This is a genomic window from Vibrio sp. 1180_3 (assembly GCF_029478545.1).
Taxonomy (GTDB): Bacteria; Pseudomonadota; Gammaproteobacteria; order Enterobacterales; family Vibrionaceae; genus Vibrio; species Vibrio aestuarianus.
Genome location: NZ_SJFM01000023.1, coordinates 60,111 through 77,526, shown reverse-complemented (window position 1 = coordinate 77,526; position 17,416 = coordinate 60,111). Strand labels below are relative to the sequence as shown.

21 protein-coding genes are annotated in these 17,416 nt (G+C 45.0%); 11 read left to right on the top strand and 10 right to left on the bottom strand.

Annotated features, from left to right (window positions below; translation table 11 throughout):
* Nucleotides 1-108: 108 nt before the first annotated feature.
* Entirely contained in the window at nt 109-657 is a 549-nt protein-coding gene (locus EYW48_RS14425; RefSeq protein ID WP_277432587.1) for a gamma carbonic anhydrase family protein, read from the top strand.
* A 1-nt stretch (nt 658) separates the two neighbouring features.
* Here EYW48_RS14425 and EYW48_RS14420 read toward each other — a convergent pair whose 3' ends face one another.
* The 4 genes from EYW48_RS14420 to EYW48_RS14405 all read right to left on the bottom strand — a co-directional run bounded on the left by EYW48_RS14420 (nt 659) and on the right by EYW48_RS14405 (nt 3,316).
* The gene (locus EYW48_RS14420; RefSeq protein WP_172532920.1) at nt 659-925 is read right to left on the bottom strand and encodes a DUF1488 domain-containing protein; all 267 of its coding nucleotides are present in this window, start codon (nt 923-925) and stop codon (nt 659-661) included.
* Complete coding sequence (gene aroE, locus EYW48_RS14415; RefSeq protein ID WP_053312204.1) at nt 925-1,758, bottom strand: shikimate dehydrogenase; 834 nt, start codon at nt 1,756-1,758, stop codon at nt 925-927. Before aroE ends, EYW48_RS14420 begins: the two co-directional genes overlap by 1 nt.
* Before the next feature lie 65 nt (nt 1,759-1,823).
* Complete coding sequence (gene hemF, locus EYW48_RS14410; protein WP_171979843.1) at nt 1,824-2,738, bottom strand: oxygen-dependent coproporphyrinogen oxidase; 915 nt, start codon at nt 2,736-2,738, stop codon at nt 1,824-1,826.
* 20 nt (nt 2,739-2,758) lie between these two features.
* Nucleotides 2,759-3,316, bottom strand: coding sequence for an L-threonylcarbamoyladenylate synthase (locus tag EYW48_RS14405; RefSeq protein WP_168523796.1), 558 nt, complete (start codon nt 3,314-3,316; stop codon nt 2,759-2,761).
* 197 nt (nt 3,317-3,513) lie between these two features.
* Here EYW48_RS14405 and purE point away from each other — a divergent pair, with 197 nt between their 5' ends.
* Together purE and EYW48_RS14395 are read left to right on the top strand one after the other, a co-directional pair.
* Entirely contained in the window at nt 3,514-3,999 is a 486-nt protein-coding gene (gene purE / locus EYW48_RS14400; protein ID WP_168523798.1) for a 5-(carboxyamino)imidazole ribonucleotide mutase, read from the top strand.
* 4 nt (nt 4,000-4,003) lie between these two features.
* Nucleotides 4,004-5,134: a 5-(carboxyamino)imidazole ribonucleotide synthase gene (locus EYW48_RS14395; RefSeq protein WP_277432586.1), complete on the top strand. Its 1,131-nt coding sequence runs from the start codon at nt 4,004-4,006 to the stop codon at nt 5,132-5,134.
* Between the two features lie 77 nt (nt 5,135-5,211).
* Here the strand turns inward: EYW48_RS14395 and EYW48_RS14390 are convergent, their stop codons facing one another.
* From EYW48_RS14390 to EYW48_RS14375, 4 genes are read right to left on the bottom strand one after another with little or no spacing between them, the layout of a single operon-like run.
* Nucleotides 5,212-5,784 (bottom strand): type I DNA topoisomerase, encoded by a 573-nt coding sequence (locus tag EYW48_RS14390; RefSeq protein ID WP_171979841.1) that lies wholly within the window; start codon nt 5,782-5,784, stop codon nt 5,212-5,214.
* Between the two features lie 26 nt (nt 5,785-5,810).
* The gene (locus EYW48_RS14385) at nt 5,811-6,287 is read right to left on the bottom strand and encodes a DUF494 family protein (protein ID WP_176313161.1); all 477 of its coding nucleotides are present in this window, start codon (nt 6,285-6,287) and stop codon (nt 5,811-5,813) included.
* Between the two features lie 2 nt (nt 6,288-6,289).
* The gene (dprA, locus tag EYW48_RS14380) at nt 6,290-7,399 is read right to left on the bottom strand and encodes a DNA-processing protein DprA (protein ID WP_277432585.1); all 1,110 of its coding nucleotides are present in this window, start codon (nt 7,397-7,399) and stop codon (nt 6,290-6,292) included.
* Nucleotides 7,399-8,520, bottom strand: coding sequence for a LysM peptidoglycan-binding domain-containing protein (locus EYW48_RS14375; RefSeq protein ID WP_277432584.1), 1,122 nt, complete (start codon nt 8,518-8,520; stop codon nt 7,399-7,401). Before EYW48_RS14375 ends, dprA begins: the two co-directional genes overlap by 1 nt.
* A 140-nt stretch (nt 8,521-8,660) precedes the next feature.
* Between EYW48_RS14375 and def the strand changes: the two genes are divergently transcribed.
* From def to EYW48_RS14345, 6 genes are all read left to right on the top strand, one after another.
* Nucleotides 8,661-9,170 carry a peptide deformylase gene (gene def / locus EYW48_RS14370; RefSeq protein WP_210731353.1) on the top strand — a complete coding sequence of 170 codons (510 nt, stop codon included), beginning with the start codon at nt 8,661-8,663 and terminating at the stop codon, nt 9,168-9,170.
* 16 nt (nt 9,171-9,186) lie between these two features.
* Nucleotides 9,187-10,134: a methionyl-tRNA formyltransferase gene (gene fmt / locus EYW48_RS14365; RefSeq protein WP_261915948.1), complete on the top strand. Its 948-nt coding sequence runs from the start codon at nt 9,187-9,189 to the stop codon at nt 10,132-10,134.
* Nucleotides 10,135-10,191: 57 nt separating this feature from the next.
* Nucleotides 10,192-11,472, top strand: coding sequence for a 16S rRNA (cytosine(967)-C(5))-methyltransferase RsmB (gene rsmB, locus EYW48_RS14360; RefSeq protein WP_171979837.1), 1,281 nt, complete (start codon nt 10,192-10,194; stop codon nt 11,470-11,472).
* 74 nt (nt 11,473-11,546) lie between these two features.
* Entirely contained in the window at nt 11,547-12,923 is a 1,377-nt protein-coding gene (gene trkA, locus EYW48_RS14355; protein WP_053312193.1) for a Trk system potassium transporter TrkA, read from the top strand.
* Nucleotides 12,924-12,935: 12 nt separating this feature from the next.
* Nucleotides 12,936-14,381, top strand: coding sequence for a TrkH family potassium uptake protein (locus EYW48_RS14350; RefSeq protein ID WP_053312192.1), 1,446 nt, complete (start codon nt 12,936-12,938; stop codon nt 14,379-14,381).
* 1 nt (nt 14,382) lies between these two features.
* Nucleotides 14,383-14,928 carry a DUF3157 family protein gene (locus EYW48_RS14345; protein WP_176313158.1) on the top strand — a complete coding sequence of 182 codons (546 nt, stop codon included), beginning with the start codon at nt 14,383-14,385 and terminating at the stop codon, nt 14,926-14,928.
* Here EYW48_RS14345 and EYW48_RS14340 read toward each other — a convergent pair.
* On the bottom strand, nt 14,925-15,578 hold the full coding sequence (locus EYW48_RS14340; RefSeq protein ID WP_053312190.1) for a hemolysin III family protein: 654 nt from the start codon (nt 15,576-15,578) through the stop codon (nt 14,925-14,927). The genes EYW48_RS14345 and EYW48_RS14340 overlap by 4 nt on opposite strands.
* Before the next feature lie 80 nt (nt 15,579-15,658).
* Entirely contained in the window at nt 15,659-16,453 is a 795-nt protein-coding gene (locus EYW48_RS14335; protein WP_277432583.1) for a sporulation protein, read from the bottom strand.
* A 299-nt stretch (nt 16,454-16,752) separates the two neighbouring features.
* Between EYW48_RS14335 and EYW48_RS14330 the strand changes: the two genes are divergently transcribed.
* Entirely contained in the window at nt 16,753-16,920 is a 168-nt protein-coding gene (locus EYW48_RS14330) for a hypothetical protein (RefSeq protein ID WP_141652930.1), read from the top strand.
* Nucleotides 16,921-17,027: 107 nt separating this feature from the next.
* Nucleotides 17,028-17,294 carry a YihD family protein gene (locus tag EYW48_RS14325; protein WP_053312188.1) on the top strand — a complete coding sequence of 89 codons (267 nt, stop codon included), beginning with the start codon at nt 17,028-17,030 and terminating at the stop codon, nt 17,292-17,294.
* Nucleotides 17,295-17,416: the final 122 nt, after the last annotated feature.

Below are 17,416 nucleotides of genomic sequence, written 5' to 3'. Positions count from 1 at the left end.
GTTTTTTTTTGATTTTTTGTTTGTTGGAGTGTTTTTTATTCAAATAGGTTGTTTTTACCACTATTTCTGTTTCATTTGCCCATCTCATCACTATAAAAGGAAACGACTATGTCATCGATTCGCAGTTATAAAGGTATCTCTCCAAAAATTGAACGCAATGTCTATATAGATAGCAGTTCAGTACTCGTGGGCGATATTGTACTAGAGGAAGATGTCAGTATATGGCCATTAGTGGCTGCCAGAGGTGATGTTAACCATATCTACATTGGTAAGCGCTCTAATATTCAAGATGGTAGCGTTTTACATGTTACGCATAAAAACGAAGAGAACCCGAACGGTTATCCATTACTGATTGGTGAGGATGTCACTATCGGACATAAGGTGATGCTTCACGGTTGTACAATTCATGATCGCGTTTTAATTGGTATGGGGGCGATAGTGTTAGATGGTGTGATCGTGGAATCAGACGTTATGGTTGGGGCTGGCAGTTTAGTACCACCTAATAAGGTACTTGGAAGTGGCTACCTCTATGTTGGGTCTCCAGTGAAACAAGCGCGCCCATTAACTGATAAAGAACGCGCTTTTTTACTTAAATCTTCCGCAAACTATGTGCAAAACAAGAATGACTATCTATCAAGCGTCAAAACAGTGGAATAGCCTACTCGCTAATTTCAATCTGGCCTTGCACATTAAACTCTTCATCTTCTATTAATGTTTCCGCTAGCTCTTCCAGATCAAAACGCCATTGTGCGAAGACTTGAAGAGCTTGTTGGCTATTCTCTATTGCTTCACCAGAAATTTTGCTCAAAACAGAAATAGAAACAACACACTCGATCAGCGCTCCCACATGTTGTGCAGGAAACACGACACTTTGACTTGCTTGATGCCAATGTTGCATATCTGGAAATAAAATGGCTTGGTTCATTATTGTCCTTCTAAGTTTTTTCTAAGTTCTCTCAGGATCTGTCTAGAGCCAGGTCTTAAGCCACGCCATAACATAAAGCTTTCCGCCGCCTGTCCAACCAACATACCCAAGCCGTCATAGACATGAGCACAACCGTTGTTATGCGCCCACTGATTAAAACTCGTTAGCCCCTTACCATACATCATGTCATAAGCAACTGTATTATCACCAAATATTTTGACGGAAATATCAGGACACTCACCATTTAAACTCGCTGATGTCGAGTTAATCACAACATCAAATGACTGATCAATCTGATCCATTGGGATAGCATCGATATCACCAAAATCTTGGAAAACATCTGCAAGTTGCTGCGCCTTAATAAAAGTTCGATTAGTGATGACCAGTTTCTTTGGTTGTTGGTCTAAGAGATCTTTAATCACACCTCGAGCAGCTCCACCAGCGCCCATTAATAAAATGGTTGCTTCTTTTATTTGCACTTGGTGTTGCAACAAATCCTGAACTAACCCTGCACCATCTGTGGTATCGCCAATGATCTCACCATCATCCAGTTTCTTTAACGTATTCACGGCACCAGCTAGTTTCGCACGTTCAGTCAAGCGATCCGCAAACTGATAAGCATCTTCTTTGAATGGCGCAGTCACATTGCAGCCTCGGCCACCATTAGTAAAAAAAGTATCAGCCGCATTCCTAAAACCATCAACAGGAGCAAGCAATGCCTGATATTTCATTTCTTGATTGGTTTGACGAGCGAAAAGCGTATGGATAAAAGGAGATTTACTATGTCCAATTGGGTTACCAAATACTGCATATTGATCAATGTGATGAGCCATATCCCTGCCTACCTAAAATCAAAAAGGATCACTGTTGTGACCCTACCATTGGAATACGCTTTTTGTCACCACTCTCTTGGGACTAAAAACTGTTTTAATTTTGCTTCTGCGCTATTTTCATCAGGCTGATAGCTATATTCCCAACGAGCCAAAGGAGGCATCGACATTAAAATTGATTCGGTCCGGCCACCACTTTGTAAACCAAACAATGTTCCGCGGTCATACACTAAGTTGAATTCAACATAACGTCCACGGCGGTAAAGTTGAAATTGACGCTCTCTTTCGCCATATTCAATCTCTTTACGGCGTTCAATGATCGGTAAATAAGCATCGGTATATCCTTGACCTACCGCCTGCATATAAGCAAAGCATCGCTCAAAACCCCAAGCGTTTAAATCATCGAAAAACAAACCACCAATACCGCGTGTTTCATTGCGGTGCGGAAGAAAGAAATACTTATCACACCATGCCTTATGCTCGGCATAAACGCTCTCACCAAATGGAGTACACAACTGTTTCGCAGTGTCATGCCATGACTGGGCATCTTCTTCGAAGGGATAGAATGGCGTAAGGTCAAACCCACCGCCAAACCACCAGATAGGCGCTTCACCTTCTTTTTCTGCTATAAAAAATCGCACGTTTGCGTGTGAAGTCGGTATATAAGGGTTATTAGGGTGCATCACTAATGAAACACCCATTGCTTCAAATTTTCGACCCGCTAATTCAGGACGATGAGCCGTAGCCGATGCTGGCATTTCTTTACCTGCAACATGGGAAAAATTAACGCCACCTTGTTCAAAGACATGACCATTTCGCATCACACGAGTTCGACCACCGCCACCTAGTCGCTCTCCCGGTTCGCGATGCCACGCATCTTCCTCAAACAGGGCTTGCCCATCGGCTTGCTCTAATTGCAGACAAATGGAATCTTGCAGCTCAAGCAAAAATTGCTTCACTGCTTGTTTATCAATGGTTGGCATCGCTTACTTCCTTGGCAGGGTTAGCCCTGTCTTAATACTTGTGATGTTTTTGCGTCACGAATCTCACTTGGTTTATTTCGACCGCCAGTCTCACCGTCTAAAATCGCAACTAGTCGTTCACCTAATTGCAATTCGACTTCTTGCGTGGTCATGCAAGGGGGAAGACCCGTCAAATTCGCGCTGGTAGAGGTTAACGGTTTTCCATAAGCATTACACAGCTTTTGAACCAAAGGATGATCCGTCACACGTACGGCAATTGAATCAAATTGGCCACTCACCCATTCCGACACTTTATCGCTGGTTGGCATAATCCAAGTCACAGGCCCAGGCCAAGTAGCATGGACACGTTCAAGCTGCTCTTTGGTCAACTGGCTTTCATCAATATAAGGCAGCAATTGCTCATAAGATGCGGCAATTAAAATTAAGCCTTTATTCACTGGGCGCTGCTTCAACGTTAACAATTTTTGAATGGCATCAGGGTTATCTGGGTCACACCCCACCCCAAACACGCCCTCGGTTGGGTAGGCGATAACTTCACCATCACGCAATGCTTGCAAGGTATGCTCAAAATTATTCACAAAAACATCCATAAGTTAGATCTGATCTTGAGGCTAAGTGTACAAACTCTGATGGAAACAGGCTAAAGCTATTTGTTGATAAAATGTATCAATCGATAAATTAGGCCGACGCAAACGTTTTCCTAAAGAAAAAATACTCGTATAATGCGCGCAAATCACCTGATCACCCAATTTTAAGATGTTTGAAGGAGTTTGAGATGAAAGTCGGAATTATCATGGGTTCTAAATCCGATTGGCCAACCATGAAGCTAGCAGCCGAGATGTTGGACCAATTTGGCATCGCTTACGAAACCAAAGTGGTTTCAGCACACCGCACTCCTCAACTTCTGGCCGATTACGCTAGCGGTGCAAAAGATCGCGGTATTAAAGTGATTATCGCTGGAGCTGGCGGTGCGGCGCACCTTCCAGGAATGACAGCGGCTTTTACAAGCCTACCTGTTTTAGGCGTTCCGGTGCAGTCAAAAGCCTTAAAAGGGATGGACTCGTTACTTTCTATCGTGCAAATGCCAAAAGGCATTGCTGTAGGTACGCTAGCGATTGGTGAAGCGGGCGCAGCCAATGCTGGGCTATTAGCAGCACAGATCATTGGAACCAGTGATGAAACGGTAATGACCAAAGTGGAAGCCTTTCGCAACGAACAAACAGAAACGGTCTTAGCTAACCCTAACCCAGCTGAGGACTAATACTATGCACGTTTTAGTATTGGGGGCAGGTCAACTAGCTCGCATGATGGCCTTAGCTGGTGCACCACTGAACATTCAAATATCCGCTTTTGATGTCGGGAGTGGCAATATCGTCCACCCGCTGACTTTGCATGTTATTGGTCACGGGCTAGAAAATGCCATCCAGCAAGCCGATGTAATAACAGCGGAGTTTGAACACATCCCACATGACATTCTCGCTATTTGCGAGCAAAGCGGGAAGTTTTTACCTAGCGTGGAAGCTATCAAAGCCGGTGGCGATCGTCGCCTTGAAAAAGCGCTACTAGATAAAGCTCACGTCAAAAGTGCCAAATATTTTGTGATTAATTCACGTGAAGATTTCGATGCAGCTATTGCTCACATCGGCCTGCCTATGGTGTTGAAAAGTGCCTTGGGTGGCTACGATGGTAAAGGTCAATGGCGTTTGAAAGGTGCACAACAAGCCGATGAAATTTGGCCTGAAATGCAAGCTTGTATCGACGCAACACCAACTCAAGCTATCGTCGCCGAAGAGTTTGTTCCTTTTGGCCGAGAAGTATCACTGGTTGGCGCACGCGCAAAAGATGGCAGCATTGCCGTTTATCCGCTAGCTGAAAACGTCCATACCGATGGTGTATTAAGCTTATCGACAGCCATTGATGACCTTGAACTACAGCAGCAAGCCCAAGAGATGTTCAGCGCGGTAGCAAAACGATTAGATTATGTTGGGATTTTAGCGTTAGAGTTTTTTGATGTGCAAGGAGCGTTACTGGTTAATGAGATTGCCCCACGCGTACACAACTCAGGTCACTGGACACAGCAAGGCGCTGAAACTTGTCAATTTGAGAACCACTTACGCGCGGTGTGTGGCCTTCCTTTAGGGAGTACAAAACTGGTTCGCCCGACATCGATGATTAATATTCTAGGCGAAGATACCTTACCGGAAGAAGTGCTCGCAACCGAAGGTTGTCACGTACATTGGTATGGTAAAGAGAAACGTATTGGACGTAAAATGGGACACATCAATGTCAGCGCTGACTACAGTGCAGAGCTGCAACGCACGCTTTGCCATTTAGCAGACGTACTGGATGCAAATGCATTTCCTGCCGTGCATCACTTTGCAAAGCAGTTAAAATAGAGCAATACCTTAGAGAATGCGCTGATGGTTGTATTCTCTCGCTAAGATCTAAAATGGCACGTTAACCGTGCTATTTTTTATTCGTTTTCAACTTGAGTATGTGCACATTTTCGATCGGCACATTGGTGTTTAACACCACTAGCCAGCTTTTTCTCTACCAATAATCCAAATCCACACTTTTCACATTTACCGGCTACTGGTGGCTGATTAACGGCAAACTTACATTTAGGGTAGTTATCGCAGGCGTTAAAAGTTTTACCATGACGAGTTTTTCGCTCAACCAAGTGCCCTTTCAAGCATTCGGGGCAAAGCAGTTTTTGGTGTGATATGTCTTCTTCTGGAGTATCTAAACTCTGAATATGATGACAGTTAGGGTAATCACTACAGCCAATAAACATCCCATAACGACCTTGGCGCAGTACAAGCTCATGCCCGCACTCAGGACAAGGAACCCCTAACTCTTTGATGATATGCCCGTCATTTTGGTGCAATGAACGAATATAGCCACACGCAGGATACTGTGTGCAGCCTAAAAACGGGCCATGTTTGCCATGGCGGATCTGTAACTCTCCGCCACATTGAGGACAAGGTTCGTGCTGTAGCGCATGTTCATGCGCGGAAAAAAGTTGTTGATCAATTTTACGGCTCATAACGCTCAACTAGATGGACGGTGAGATCAATGCAAAATGCCTTGCTCTTTGGTGTACAACAACTCTTCCATAAGCGTATAAGCATTTTCATTGCCTGGTACGTTAAACAACACCATTAAAATGATCCACTTTAAGTCATCCAATTCAAATTCATTGGTTTCTAACCCCATGATTCGATCAATCACCATCTCGCGAATCTCGGGCGTTAGAACTTCGACCTGTTCAAGGAACAAGAGAAAGCCTCGGCTTTCGAGATCCAATCTTTCCATCTCTTGCAGGGTATAGATCCGCATGGAAGTGGTTGCACTGGTCGCAATCGCAGAATGAGCATCAGTTTGCTGTAATGCTGCCAGCTCTTCTAACCAGTTAAGGGCTTTGTAGATATCTTTTTGGTGAAAACCTGCTCGAAGCAATTCATCTTCAAGCTCATCTTGGTCTACTTGTAACTCTGCATCGCTATGGATGTAGGTTTCAAACAGATACATCAGTATATCCATCATCATAGCTAGCCCCTCCCCTTACGAATATAGCCACCGGAAACTGCAACAACATGCCCTGAAAGCTCAAGCTCTAAGAGCTGCATCATGACTTCATGCACAGGTATATGGGTCCTACTGGCAAGAATATCAACTGGCGTAGCCTCTACTCCTACGTTAGCTAACAGTTCGGCAAATGGCAATTGCTGATCACATTCTGCGGCAAATAAATCCGGTTGTGCGATCTGTTGGCGTAATGACCAATCAACTAAAGTGCCAATTTCATCCAGCACCTGTTGTGCATTTTGTACTAAACAAGCCCCAGTTCGGATCAATTGATTACTGCCACGGCTACTTAGATTGGCAATAGAGCCGGGGATCACAAACACATCTCGGCCTTGTTCTGCCGCATAACGCGCAGTGATCAGTGAACCGCTTTTTTCCGCTGCCTCTACCACCACGACTCCAGTCGATAAACCGCTAATGATACGATTACGCCTTGGGAAATTATCAGGACGCGGTTTGGCATACGGGCGAAATTCAGACACAAGCGCGCCGCTTGCCGCCACACGCTCTGCTAATTTTTTATGGCGAGCGGGGTAAATACACTCAAGTCCAGAGCCAAGTACGGCAATGGTTTCACCACTGCCTTGCAAAGCTCCATCATGGGCATGACCATCAATACCTAATGCCAACCCACTGGTGACTATCAAGCCATGTTGCACGAAATCACGAGCAAATTGGTGCGCAATACGTTGCCCATCAGGGCTGGCATTGCGGCTCCCTACCATTGCAATTTGTGGATCCGATAACGCTTCAACTCTTCCTTTAATAAACAGTAACGGTGGTGCTGAAGCTATTTCTTTCAATAACGGCGGGTAATGTGCACATTGCGATGTCACTATATGATGAAACGTACTGGCTTGTAGCCATTTCAAACACTTATCCGCTTCTTGTGGCGCATGATGACGCAGGTAGTCGATCTGTTCAGACGTTAAACCAACCGCTAGCAGTTGACTGGTTGAATACTGAACCACATTAGTTAAAGAATCTAATGTGGCTAAACGCGAAAGTTTTTTTCCTCCCAGCTTGGGAATAGCACTTAACATCAGCCATGCGGCTAAATCTGTGGTTTGCATTAACTGGCGCTTTCAGATTGAGGTTTTGACTCAGACTCGCTAGAGGCTTCTGATACCAGTGGCGATACCGCTAAAATATCCCGACTAATCGGTATTCGGCTATTGGTTATCAAGGCTAAGCTAAAATACTCATAGCAATGAAGTACCATTAAGCTACCTACGCTATTACTTGGCAGTTGAATTTCATCCTCTGCTGACGTCTTGACATCATTATTTTTCTCTTTGAGAACGGGCACCACTGCTCCTTCTTGCCTCAAATCAAACATACTGCCTTGACGGAGTTGATCTTGCGCTCCTCTATCAATTACCACTACTTGGTTCTGTCCCGCATAATCCCCCCCAGTGAGGGGACCTAAAATATGCGCGACACTGTTTCTCGGTGACGGGGATGGATAAAAAGTCGTGGCGAATGTTAACGCCGTGCCCTCTGTTTCTGGCAAGGCAATATCACTAAGCCTAATCTCTTGTTGCAAAGCGGTAATCGTTAACTCTGAATACGCATGCTGGGTCGCCGAAAGCTCAGCGGTCGCAATCAAACGCAGAGCGATCATCTCGTTACTGGGGATAGTTTCATCGTCACGCACAAACTGGCCAACTTGACGATAAATACCCCAGCGGCTGTGGTTCTGTTTACCAGAGATGTAAAGCGGCTCTTGCGCAGTAAGATAGCGATGGCCACTACTTGCTCCTAACACGCGCTGACTACGTTGCACTATTTGTTTCTCGACTAGACGGTCAGTATGCAGGTATCGCAGCAGTAGACTCTCTTCAACAATTGGTAAGGCTCTTTTCGCAAGCACCCGAACTTGGGGACTCAGCTTTACCCGCGGTTTTACACTCAGTTGTGGCTGGCTCCGCTGCCAGATCAATACCAACTTATCTCCCGGATAAATTAAATGTGGGTTCTCAATGCTGGGATTCATCTGCCACAATTGTGGCCACTGCCATGGCGTGTCGAGGTAAAGTGTCGAGATTCCCCATAATGTATCGCCGTCCTCGACAACATACGTTTTGGGTGCATCTGGCTTTATTTTGATCGCTATTTCATCAACCGCCAAGGTATATCCAGCCCAAAACAATGACCAACAAATTAGGGCAAAATGGCGAATAAATGATGACATGACCTCAGTTCCTTGGTCGAAATAAATAAGAATGAATCCGATTATTAACATTTGGATGCTGTCATTTGGGTCATAAAATGTCTAGAATTGAGCCAACAAGCTTTAAGCTGTTTCGGCACAGTTCAATTTTTCGAGTGTATATGTCTGTATTACAAGTATTAACATTTCCAGATGATCGCCTTCGCACCGTGGCAAAACCGGTAGACAAGGTGACACCTGAGATTCAAAAAATCGTTGATGACATGATTGAGACCATGTATGACGAGGAAGGTATCGGCCTTGCCGCAACGCAAGTCGATATTCATCAACGTATCGTGGTCATCGACATTTCAGATAGTCGCGATCAGCCAATGGTGCTGATCAACCCTGAGATCATTAATAAGAGCGGTGAAGATGGCATTGAAGAAGGCTGTCTATCGGTTCCGGGTGCAAGAGCACTGGTTCCTCGCGCTGCTGAAGTGACGGTAAAAGCATTAGACCGTGACGGAAAAGAGTTCTCATTTGAAGCGGATGACCTGTTAGCAATTTGTGTTCAGCACGAGCTTGATCACTTACAAGGCAAACTATTTGTAGATTACCTCTCGCCTTTAAAACGTAAGCGCATCAAAGATAAGCTAGAGAAAATCAAACGCTACAACGAAAAAAACTAATTTAAGTGAGGTTACCTTGAGCCAATCATTACGTATTGTGTTTGCAGGTACTCCGGACTTCGCCGCCCGTCATTTGGCGGCGTTGTTGTCTTCGGAGCATGAGGTTATTGCCGTTTATACTCAGCCAGACCGCCCAGCAGGTCGAGGCAAAAAGTTGACAGCGAGCCCAGTAAAACAGATCGCTGTTGAGCACAACATTGAGGTTTATCAGCCAGAAAACTTTAAATCGGATCAAGCCAAACAACAGTTGGCTGAGCTTAACGCCGATTTAATGGTCGTCGTAGCTTACGGTTTACTGCTTCCTCAAGCGGTATTAGATACACCAAGATTGGGCTGCATTAATGTACACGGTTCCATTTTGCCACGTTGGCGTGGAGCGGCTCCAATTCAACGTTCTATTTGGGCTGGCGACAGTGAAACTGGCATCACCATTATGCAGATGGATATTGGCCTCGATACAGGTGATATGCTGAAAATAGCCACCTTGCCCATCGAAGCGACTGACACCAGTGCCTCTATGTATGGCAAACTGGCAGAATTAGGCCCACAAGCTTTGGTCGATTGCATCGCAGATATTGCCAGTGATAAAGCCATTGCCACTAAGCAAGATGACGCTTTGGCCAACTACGCTAAAAAACTCAGCAAAGAAGAAGCAAAAATCGATTGGTCGATGGATGCCACTTTCATTGAGCGCTGCGTGCGTGCCTTTAACCCATGGCCAATGAGCCATTTTGACGTTGCAGAAAACACTATCAAAGTATGGCAAAGCCGCGTTGAAGCACAAACAAGCAACCAACCAGTTGGCACTATTGTTAAGGCTGATAAGTCTGGTATTTATGTTGCTACAGGCAATGGGTTATTGGTACTTGAACAACTGCAAGTGCCAGGCAAAAAAGCGCTGCCAGTACAAGATATCCTTAATGCTAGAGCAAGCTGGTTTGAAGTGGGTACACAGCTTAGCTAAACCTTCGCGAGGGTAGAGATACCCTCATTAATTTCATTTTAAAATTCGGTATTACTCATGAATGTTCGCGCTGCTGCTGCCAATGTTTTGTTCCAAGTTGTCGATAAAGGCCACTCTCTTTCTCACGCCCTTCCTGCGGCTCAAAAAACCATTAAGCCAAGAGACCATGCCCTACTGCAAGAGATTTGCTACGGTGCTTTACGTTATTTACCTCGTTTAGAATCGATTGCTAACGAATTGATGGATAATTCATTAAAGGGCAAAAAACGCGTTTTTCATCACCTTATTTTGGTTGGCATTTATCAACTCAGTTTTATGCGTATTCCAGCACACGCTGCCGTTGCTGATACGGTAGAAGGCACAAAAACGCTACGAGGACCAAGCCTTGCAGGCTTAATCAATGCCGTATTGCGTAGCTATTTACGCGATCAAGAAGCCTTAGATGCGCATGCTGTCAGCCATAATGCAGGTAAATATGCTCATCCAAGTTGGTTACTGAAACTGTTACAGCAAGCCTATCCCGACCAATGGCAACAGATCGTTGAAGCCAATAACAGCAAAGCACCAATGTGGCTGCGTGTTAATCGCCAACATCACACCAGAGATGAATATCTAGCGCTACTGAAAAATGAAAACATTGAATGCGATGTACATTCTCACGCTTCTGACGCCATAAAATTGCTCGCGCCTTGCGATGTGACATTATTGCCTGGCTTTGATCGTGGCTGGGTGTCGGTGCAAGATGTTGCCGCACAATTGGCTGTCGATTACTTAACACCAAAAGAGGGCGAATTGATCTTAGATTGCTGCGCAGCTCCAGGTGGTAAAACGGCGCATATTTTAGAGCACACCGTCGATACTGAAGTGGTTGCAATTGATAGCGATGCTACCCGCCTTGAGCGCGTGTATGACAACCTTGAACGCTTACAACTACGTGCCGATGTTATTTGTGGTGATGCACGCTACCCTGAAGAATGGTGGCATGGCGAGCAATTTGACCGAATTTTGTTAGATGCGCCATGTTCAGCAACGGGGGTAATTCGTCGTCACCCTGACATCAAATGGTTGCGTCGTGGCAGCGATATTGAGGCATTAGCTGAATTACAAAGCGAAATTATGGATGCAATGTGGAAGCAATTAAAAGTCGGTGGCACTATGGTTTACGCGACTTGCTCGATTACTCCGCAAGAAAATAGCCTACAAGTAAAAGCATTCTTAGCGCGTACCGCAAACGCACAGCTTGTTGGATCGGATAAAGAACAGCCGGGACGTCAAATTCTTCCTGGTGAAGAAGATATGGATGGTTTCTACTACGCAGTATTAACCAAACAAGCCTAAAATCAGCGAACATTGGCAGCCTTGTGCTGCCTTTTCGGTTACCGAAATTCGGTAGTTAAAGAAGAGAAAACAATATGAAAATCATTATTCTTGGTGCAGGTCAGGTCGGTGGCACACTGGCTGAAAACTTGGTCGGCGAGAACAATGACATCACCGTTGTCGATAAAAACAGTGATCGCTTACGTGAGCTGCAAGACAAGTATGACTTACGGGTCGTCAACGGTCATGCCAGTCACCCTGACATCCTGCGTGAAGCAGGTGCTCAAGATGCTGACATGCTGGTTGCAGTGACCAACACCGATGAAACTAACATGGCCGCGTGCCAAGTGGCATTCTCTTTATTTAACACACCCAACCGAATTGCACGGATTCGCTCTCCTGAATATTTGGCTGAAAAGGAAACGCTTTTCCAATCGGGTGCGATTCCTGTCGATCACTTAATTGCCCCAGAAGAACTGGTTACCAGCTACATCGAACGTTTGATTCAATATCCAGGCGCACTGCAAGTTGTCAGCTTTGCCGAAGAAAAAGTCAGCCTAGTGGCAGTCAAAGCCTACTATGGCGGGCCTTTAGTCGGGAATGCGTTATCGGCATTACGTGAGCATATGCCCCATATTGATACTCGCGTTGCTGCTATTTTTCGGCAAGGCCGTCCGATTCGACCACAAGGCACTACCATTATTGAAGCGGATGATGAGGTCTTTTTTGTCGCTGCGAGTAACCATATTCGTTCAATCATGAGTGAACTACAAAGGCTTGAGAAAACGTATCGCCGCATCATGATAGTCGGTGGTGGTAACATTGGTGCAAGCCTAGCGAAACGCCTTGAACACTCTTACAGCGTTAAACTGATTGAGCGTCATTACCCACGCGCTGAACAGCTATCCGAAGAGCTAGAGAACACCATTGTGTTTTGTGGTGACGCAGCAGACCAAGAACTGCTAACGGAAGAAAATATCGACCAAGTTGATGTCTTTATCGCTCTAACGAATGAAGATGAGACCAATATTATGTCAGCCATGCTCGCAAAACGCATGGGCGCCAAAAAAGTGATGGTGCTAATCCAGCGCGGTGCTTATGTTGACCTTGTGCAAGGTGGGGTCATTGATGTTGCCATTTCACCGCAACAAGCCACTATTTCAGCGTTACTGACCCACGTACGTCGAGCCGATATTGTCAACGTATCATCACTGCGCCGTGGTGCCGCTGAAGCGATAGAAGCGATCGCTCATGGCGATGAAAGTACTTCGAAAGTGGTTGGTCGCGCGGTCGGTGATATCAAACTACCACCAGGCACAACCATCGGCGCCATAGTGCGTGGTGAAGAGGTGTTGATTGCTCACGATCGTACCGTTATCGAACAAGATGACCACGTCGTTATGTTCCTGGTCGACAAGAAATACGTGCCTGATGTCGAAACCCTATTCCAACCTAGTCCATTCTTCCTATAGGTTATTGGCGTTATGTTGAATTTACGCCCCATTTTATTTGTTATTGGGTTAGTCCTTTCTAAGCTAGCCCTCTTTATGTACGTGCCAACGTTAGTTGCTTTTTTTACAGGTACTAGCGGTTTTTTAGATTTTGCCCAAGCGGTGATCATCACTCATGTCGCTGCCTTTATCTGTCTAAGCCTTGGACGCACCAGTCACTTCAAGCTCAGTGTACGTGACATGTTTCTCATCACTAGCTTAGTGTGGACTATCGCCAGTGCGTTTGCGGCACTACCCTTTGTGTTTATCAACCACATTAGTTTCACCGATGCTTACTTTGAAACCATGTCTGGCATTACAACAACCGGTTCAACCGTTTTAAGTGGCCTTGATAATATGGCTCCAAGCATTTTGCTGTGGCGATCCATCTTGCAATGGTTGGGTGGGGTTGGCTTTATCGTGATGGCGGTAGCGGTACTACCAATGCTTAACGTGGGTGGCATGAAACTGTTCCAGACTGAATCATCTGATTGGTCAGATAAAAGCAGCCCAAGAGCTAAAACCGTTGCCAAAAACATCGTTGTCGTTTACTTGGTTCTCACCTTGCTCTGCCTCATTGGCTACATGCTAACTGGCATGACCTTTTTTGAAGCGATCAACCACTCGTTTACCACCCTTTCAACCGGCGGATACTCGACCTCGGATGGGTCAATGAACCATTTTTCTAACGGGGCACACTGGGTTGCGACCTTGTTTATGTTTCTGGGTGGCTTGCCGTTTTTATTGTTTGTCACCGCCTTACGCAAGCGAAAACCTCAAGCACTCTACAAAGACGCGCAAGTACGCGGTTTTACTTATCTCTTTTTGGTCTCAAGCCTAATCATCACCGTGTGGTTAATCGTACGAGATGGTTATAACTGGCTTGATGCTCTACGCGTGTCAATGTTTAACATTATCTCTGTCGTCACAACCACAGGGTTTGGCTTAGAGGACTTTACCGCCTGGGGAGCATTACCCAGCACACTATTTGCTTTCCTAATGATGGCAGGAGCCTGTTCAGGCTCGACATCCGGAGGCATCAAGGTGTTCCGCTTTCAAATCGCAATGACCTTACTCAACAAGCAAATGATGAAACTCATTCATCCATCAGGGGTATTTGTTCAGCGATACAATCAACGCCCAGTCAATGATGACATCGTACGTTCTGTGGTTGCATTTGGTATCACATTTTTCATCACCATCATTGCTATTGCTGGCTGTTTAAGTGCCATGGGGCTTGATCCTATCACCAGCATTTCAGGCTCTATCACCGCGGTTGCCAACGTTGGGCCTGGAATGGGTTCAGTGATAGGTCCGACAGGTAATTTTGCACCACTGCCAGATGCCGCTAAATGGGTATTAAGTTTCGGCATGCTGATGGGGCGCTTAGAAATTTTGACTATTCTAGTATTATTTTTTCCTGCATTTTGGCGACGTTAACATGACCATAAAACACGTAATAGCAGCATTACTTAGCGTTGCGACCAACGGCGCTTTCGCAGCGCAATCAGTCACTTTAGATGATGGACGTCAAGTTCAGTTAAATGATGACTTTACTTGGCAATACATTGCCAAAGAAAACACCCTATCAACAGCCGCAGCCATAGCAACACCGATTACGCAAAAAACGCAGGGGACAGTGTTTAACGTCGCTTCAGAGAAATCGATTATGCAATTATCAGACTCAGGAATCGACGTTGTGCTTGGCGCGGCAAGTTATCAAAATGGTGAGCTTATTATTCCAACCGCCCTCACTAATCAAAGCTCTCAGTCAGTTATTGAAGTGACACTAGCAGTAACGATTTTTAATGAGCAAGGCCAAGAGCTAGCTACTGGGAAAGCCACAGTTTGGCAGTCAATCAAACGGATGGCAGAAAGCTACCTACGTCCACAGACTCAAACGCAAGGTAGGCCGATTAAGCTTAAAATCAGTAAGCAAGACAGCTACCACATTGATGCGAAAGTTGAGAAAATCGAAACCCGCTAGACAGGGTTAACGTACCAGTAAATCGCAAAATAGTGGCAAGCGCTTCCTGCCAAAACAAACAAATGCCAAATGGCATGATTGTATGGAATGCGCTTCGCCACATAGAAAACCACCCCTAACGAATAAACCAAACCACCCACAGCAAGTAGCACAAGCCCACCGGTATCAATATGCAGTGCCAGTTGATAAATCACAATTAATGACAGCCATCCCATCGCCAAGTAAGTCACTAAAGAGAGTTTTTTAAAGCGATAAACAAAAGCGATTTTCATGATGATGCCAATCACAGCCAACAACCAAATCACCACCATTAAACCGATTGCCAAGGGCGTTCTTAAGCTGACCAATAAAAAGGGCGTATAACTTCCTGCTATTAGTAAATAAATAGCACAGTGATCGAGTGTTTTAAGCCAACGTTTTGTTTTTGGAGAAGAAAAAGAGTGGTAAAGAGTTGAGGCAAAAAAAAGTGCAATCATACTGCCACCATACACACTCATACTGATCAACGTCAGTGCGTCAGCTTGATGGTTTATTGATTTGATCAGCAGCAAAACCAGACCGATAACACTGAGCACCAATCCCAAACCATGACTCAGCGCATTCGCCGCTTCTTCACGAACACTATAGCTACTGCTGTGGGGTACCGACATAAAAGACCTACACTGGAGCAATCGAATATTTGCTCCAGTATCGCACACTTCAGCTTACAGTTGTAAGCCCAAATTTAATTTTATTGTGATGAGCTATCGAGATAATCCAACACTTGCTGACCAGCCCTGGAAGGAGAAATTTCAGCTGCAATCGTCAGTTGCCGTTTTAATTCACCCATTCCCAGTAGGCTAGCGAGCATGCCGCTTGCACCAGTGCGATGTCTGTCAATCTCAAACCATAAAGTTAAGCCATCCTCATCACGAAACGCGACGACTTCCAGTTCACGCCATCGCCCATGGAAAGGACCAGTCGTCGGCACAAATTCAAACTCTTGCACAAAAGGTAATGCCATCCCTTTCACTGCTTCACATTCGACTTTACGAATTCTGAGTCCGTGCTCCTCTAACGCATTAAAAATACCGTCCATTAATGGATCTGGGCGTACGGTCAGAATGTCTTTATCGGTAGGATCAACAGCCATTGCGATATCAAGTCCCGTTTCTAACCAAACTTTCGCATCACCAATCGTCACAGGAGTGTTCCAAGGCACGTTCAGATCAATATCAAAATCCCGCATCTCACCAGGCTGAATAGTAAAAGCGTAAGGTAGCGTCCAGCGCGTCAAAATATAGGTTTGATTGACTCGTCGAGTATGGCCATTTTCTCGTTGACTGTTGTTAAGTGGCACTTCTGCCACGTACTGACAACAAAGCTTCAGCTCAATATTGTCAATCTCTTGGGCACTTGCCCCTCCATAGACATGAATAGTGACATTCACGTTTTGGCCAGGGTACAACGCCTCTTGGTGAAGCACTGAATCCACCCGTGCCGAACCAATTCCAAAACTCGCTAGGGTTTTCTTTATAAACGACATAGGCACCTCCAATTATCTTCAATCCAGTGTAATGCGGATCAGATTACAAACTCAATCGTGCACTTCACACAATTTTAGCCTTTATTTTCATTAATATTGACAAGAACAACTGCTCAACTATCGATCAATTTAAAACTTGGTGCTAATCTTATTTCGATATCAATGCATATCGTTATTCCTGAGTAATTATTTGGATTGGCGAGAGCCAGAAGAGCCACCCTTCATCTTTTTGAAGCTCAACTCATGGTTATTCAGGCCATTAAATTGGCAATGGATGTGCCTGACCGTTAGGTTAATAAATGCGCCCAACAGCTGTCAGGTGTTCGCACACAAACCGTAGTGCAATGCGTCGTCGTAGTGGCTTTGCCGCTGCTCCGGTTGCAAAAAAAGTCGCTCCTGCAATGACTTTAGTTGAAAAAAATGCTCTCACTGCATCAAGTCCAACTAATGTTGTTCAGGCTGCATAATTAAAAAGCGCAGCTAAAACTGCGCTTTTTTCTTTTCTCTCAACTGGACTTCAATCGGCAATTTGATACCTTTAGCTCAAAATACTTATAAAAAATGGGGAAAAGAAATGCAATGCCACAGAATTGAAGAGCTACTTGAATTGCTTGAGCCAGAATGGCAAAAAGATCAACAGCTGAACTTACTGCAATTTGTCGTAAAACTCGCTCAAGAAGCGGGCTACCAAGGTCCGCTTGAAGAATTAACGGATGATGTGTTGATCTACCATCTAAAAATGCGCAACAGTGCTAAAGATGAGATGATCCCAGGGCTAAAAAAAGACCAAGAAGATGATTTCAAAACAGCCCTACTGCGCGCGCGTGGCATCATAAAGTAACCAAATTCACTCTCTCAAAGCGACCTTGTCTGGTCGCTTTTTTATTGCGACAAATACAGCTGTTTGTCGCTTTATTGTTAAAGGTTGATAGTGTTAAAGAAATGAAGTTGTTATTGACGTTA

Coding starts and splice junctions, on each gene's coding strand:
- EYW48_RS14425 (WP_277432587.1), top strand. CDS start 109: ATGTCATCGATTCGCAGTTATAAAGGTATCTCTCCAAAAATTGAACGC.
- EYW48_RS14420 (WP_172532920.1), bottom strand. CDS start 925: ATGAACCAAGCCATTTTATTTCCAGATATGCAACATTGGCATCAAGCA.
- aroE (WP_053312204.1), bottom strand. CDS start 1,758: ATGGCTCATCACATTGATCAATATGCAGTATTTGGTAACCCAATTGGA.
- hemF (WP_171979843.1), bottom strand. CDS start 2,738: ATGCCAACCATTGATAAACAAGCAGTGAAGCAATTTTTGCTTGAGCTG.
- purE (WP_168523798.1), top strand. CDS start 3,514: ATGAAAGTCGGAATTATCATGGGTTCTAAATCCGATTGGCCAACCATG.
- EYW48_RS14395 (WP_277432586.1), top strand. CDS start 4,004: ATGCACGTTTTAGTATTGGGGGCAGGTCAACTAGCTCGCATGATGGCC.
- EYW48_RS14390 (WP_171979841.1), bottom strand. CDS start 5,784: ATGAGCCGTAAAATTGATCAACAACTTTTTTCCGCGCATGAACATGCG.
- EYW48_RS14385 (WP_176313161.1), bottom strand. CDS start 6,287: ATGATGATGGATATACTGATGTATCTGTTTGAAACCTACATCCATAGC.
- dprA (WP_277432585.1), bottom strand. CDS start 7,399: ATGCAAACCACAGATTTAGCCGCATGGCTGATGTTAAGTGCTATTCCC.
- EYW48_RS14375 (WP_277432584.1), bottom strand. CDS start 8,520: ATGTCATCATTTATTCGCCATTTTGCCCTAATTTGTTGGTCATTGTTT.
- def (WP_210731353.1), top strand. CDS start 8,661: ATGTCTGTATTACAAGTATTAACATTTCCAGATGATCGCCTTCGCACC.
- rsmB (WP_171979837.1), top strand. CDS start 10,192: ATGAATGTTCGCGCTGCTGCTGCCAATGTTTTGTTCCAAGTTGTCGAT.
- trkA (WP_053312193.1), top strand. CDS start 11,547: ATGAAAATCATTATTCTTGGTGCAGGTCAGGTCGGTGGCACACTGGCT.
- EYW48_RS14350 (WP_053312192.1), top strand. CDS start 12,936: ATGTTGAATTTACGCCCCATTTTATTTGTTATTGGGTTAGTCCTTTCT.
- EYW48_RS14345 (WP_176313158.1), top strand. CDS start 14,383: ATGACCATAAAACACGTAATAGCAGCATTACTTAGCGTTGCGACCAAC.
- EYW48_RS14340 (WP_053312190.1), bottom strand. CDS start 15,578: ATGTCGGTACCCCACAGCAGTAGCTATAGTGTTCGTGAAGAAGCGGCG.
- EYW48_RS14335 (WP_277432583.1), bottom strand. CDS start 16,453: ATGTCGTTTATAAAGAAAACCCTAGCGAGTTTTGGAATTGGTTCGGCA.
- EYW48_RS14330 (WP_141652930.1), top strand. CDS start 16,753: ATGCGCCCAACAGCTGTCAGGTGTTCGCACACAAACCGTAGTGCAATG.
- EYW48_RS14325 (WP_053312188.1), top strand. CDS start 17,028: ATGCAATGCCACAGAATTGAAGAGCTACTTGAATTGCTTGAGCCAGAA.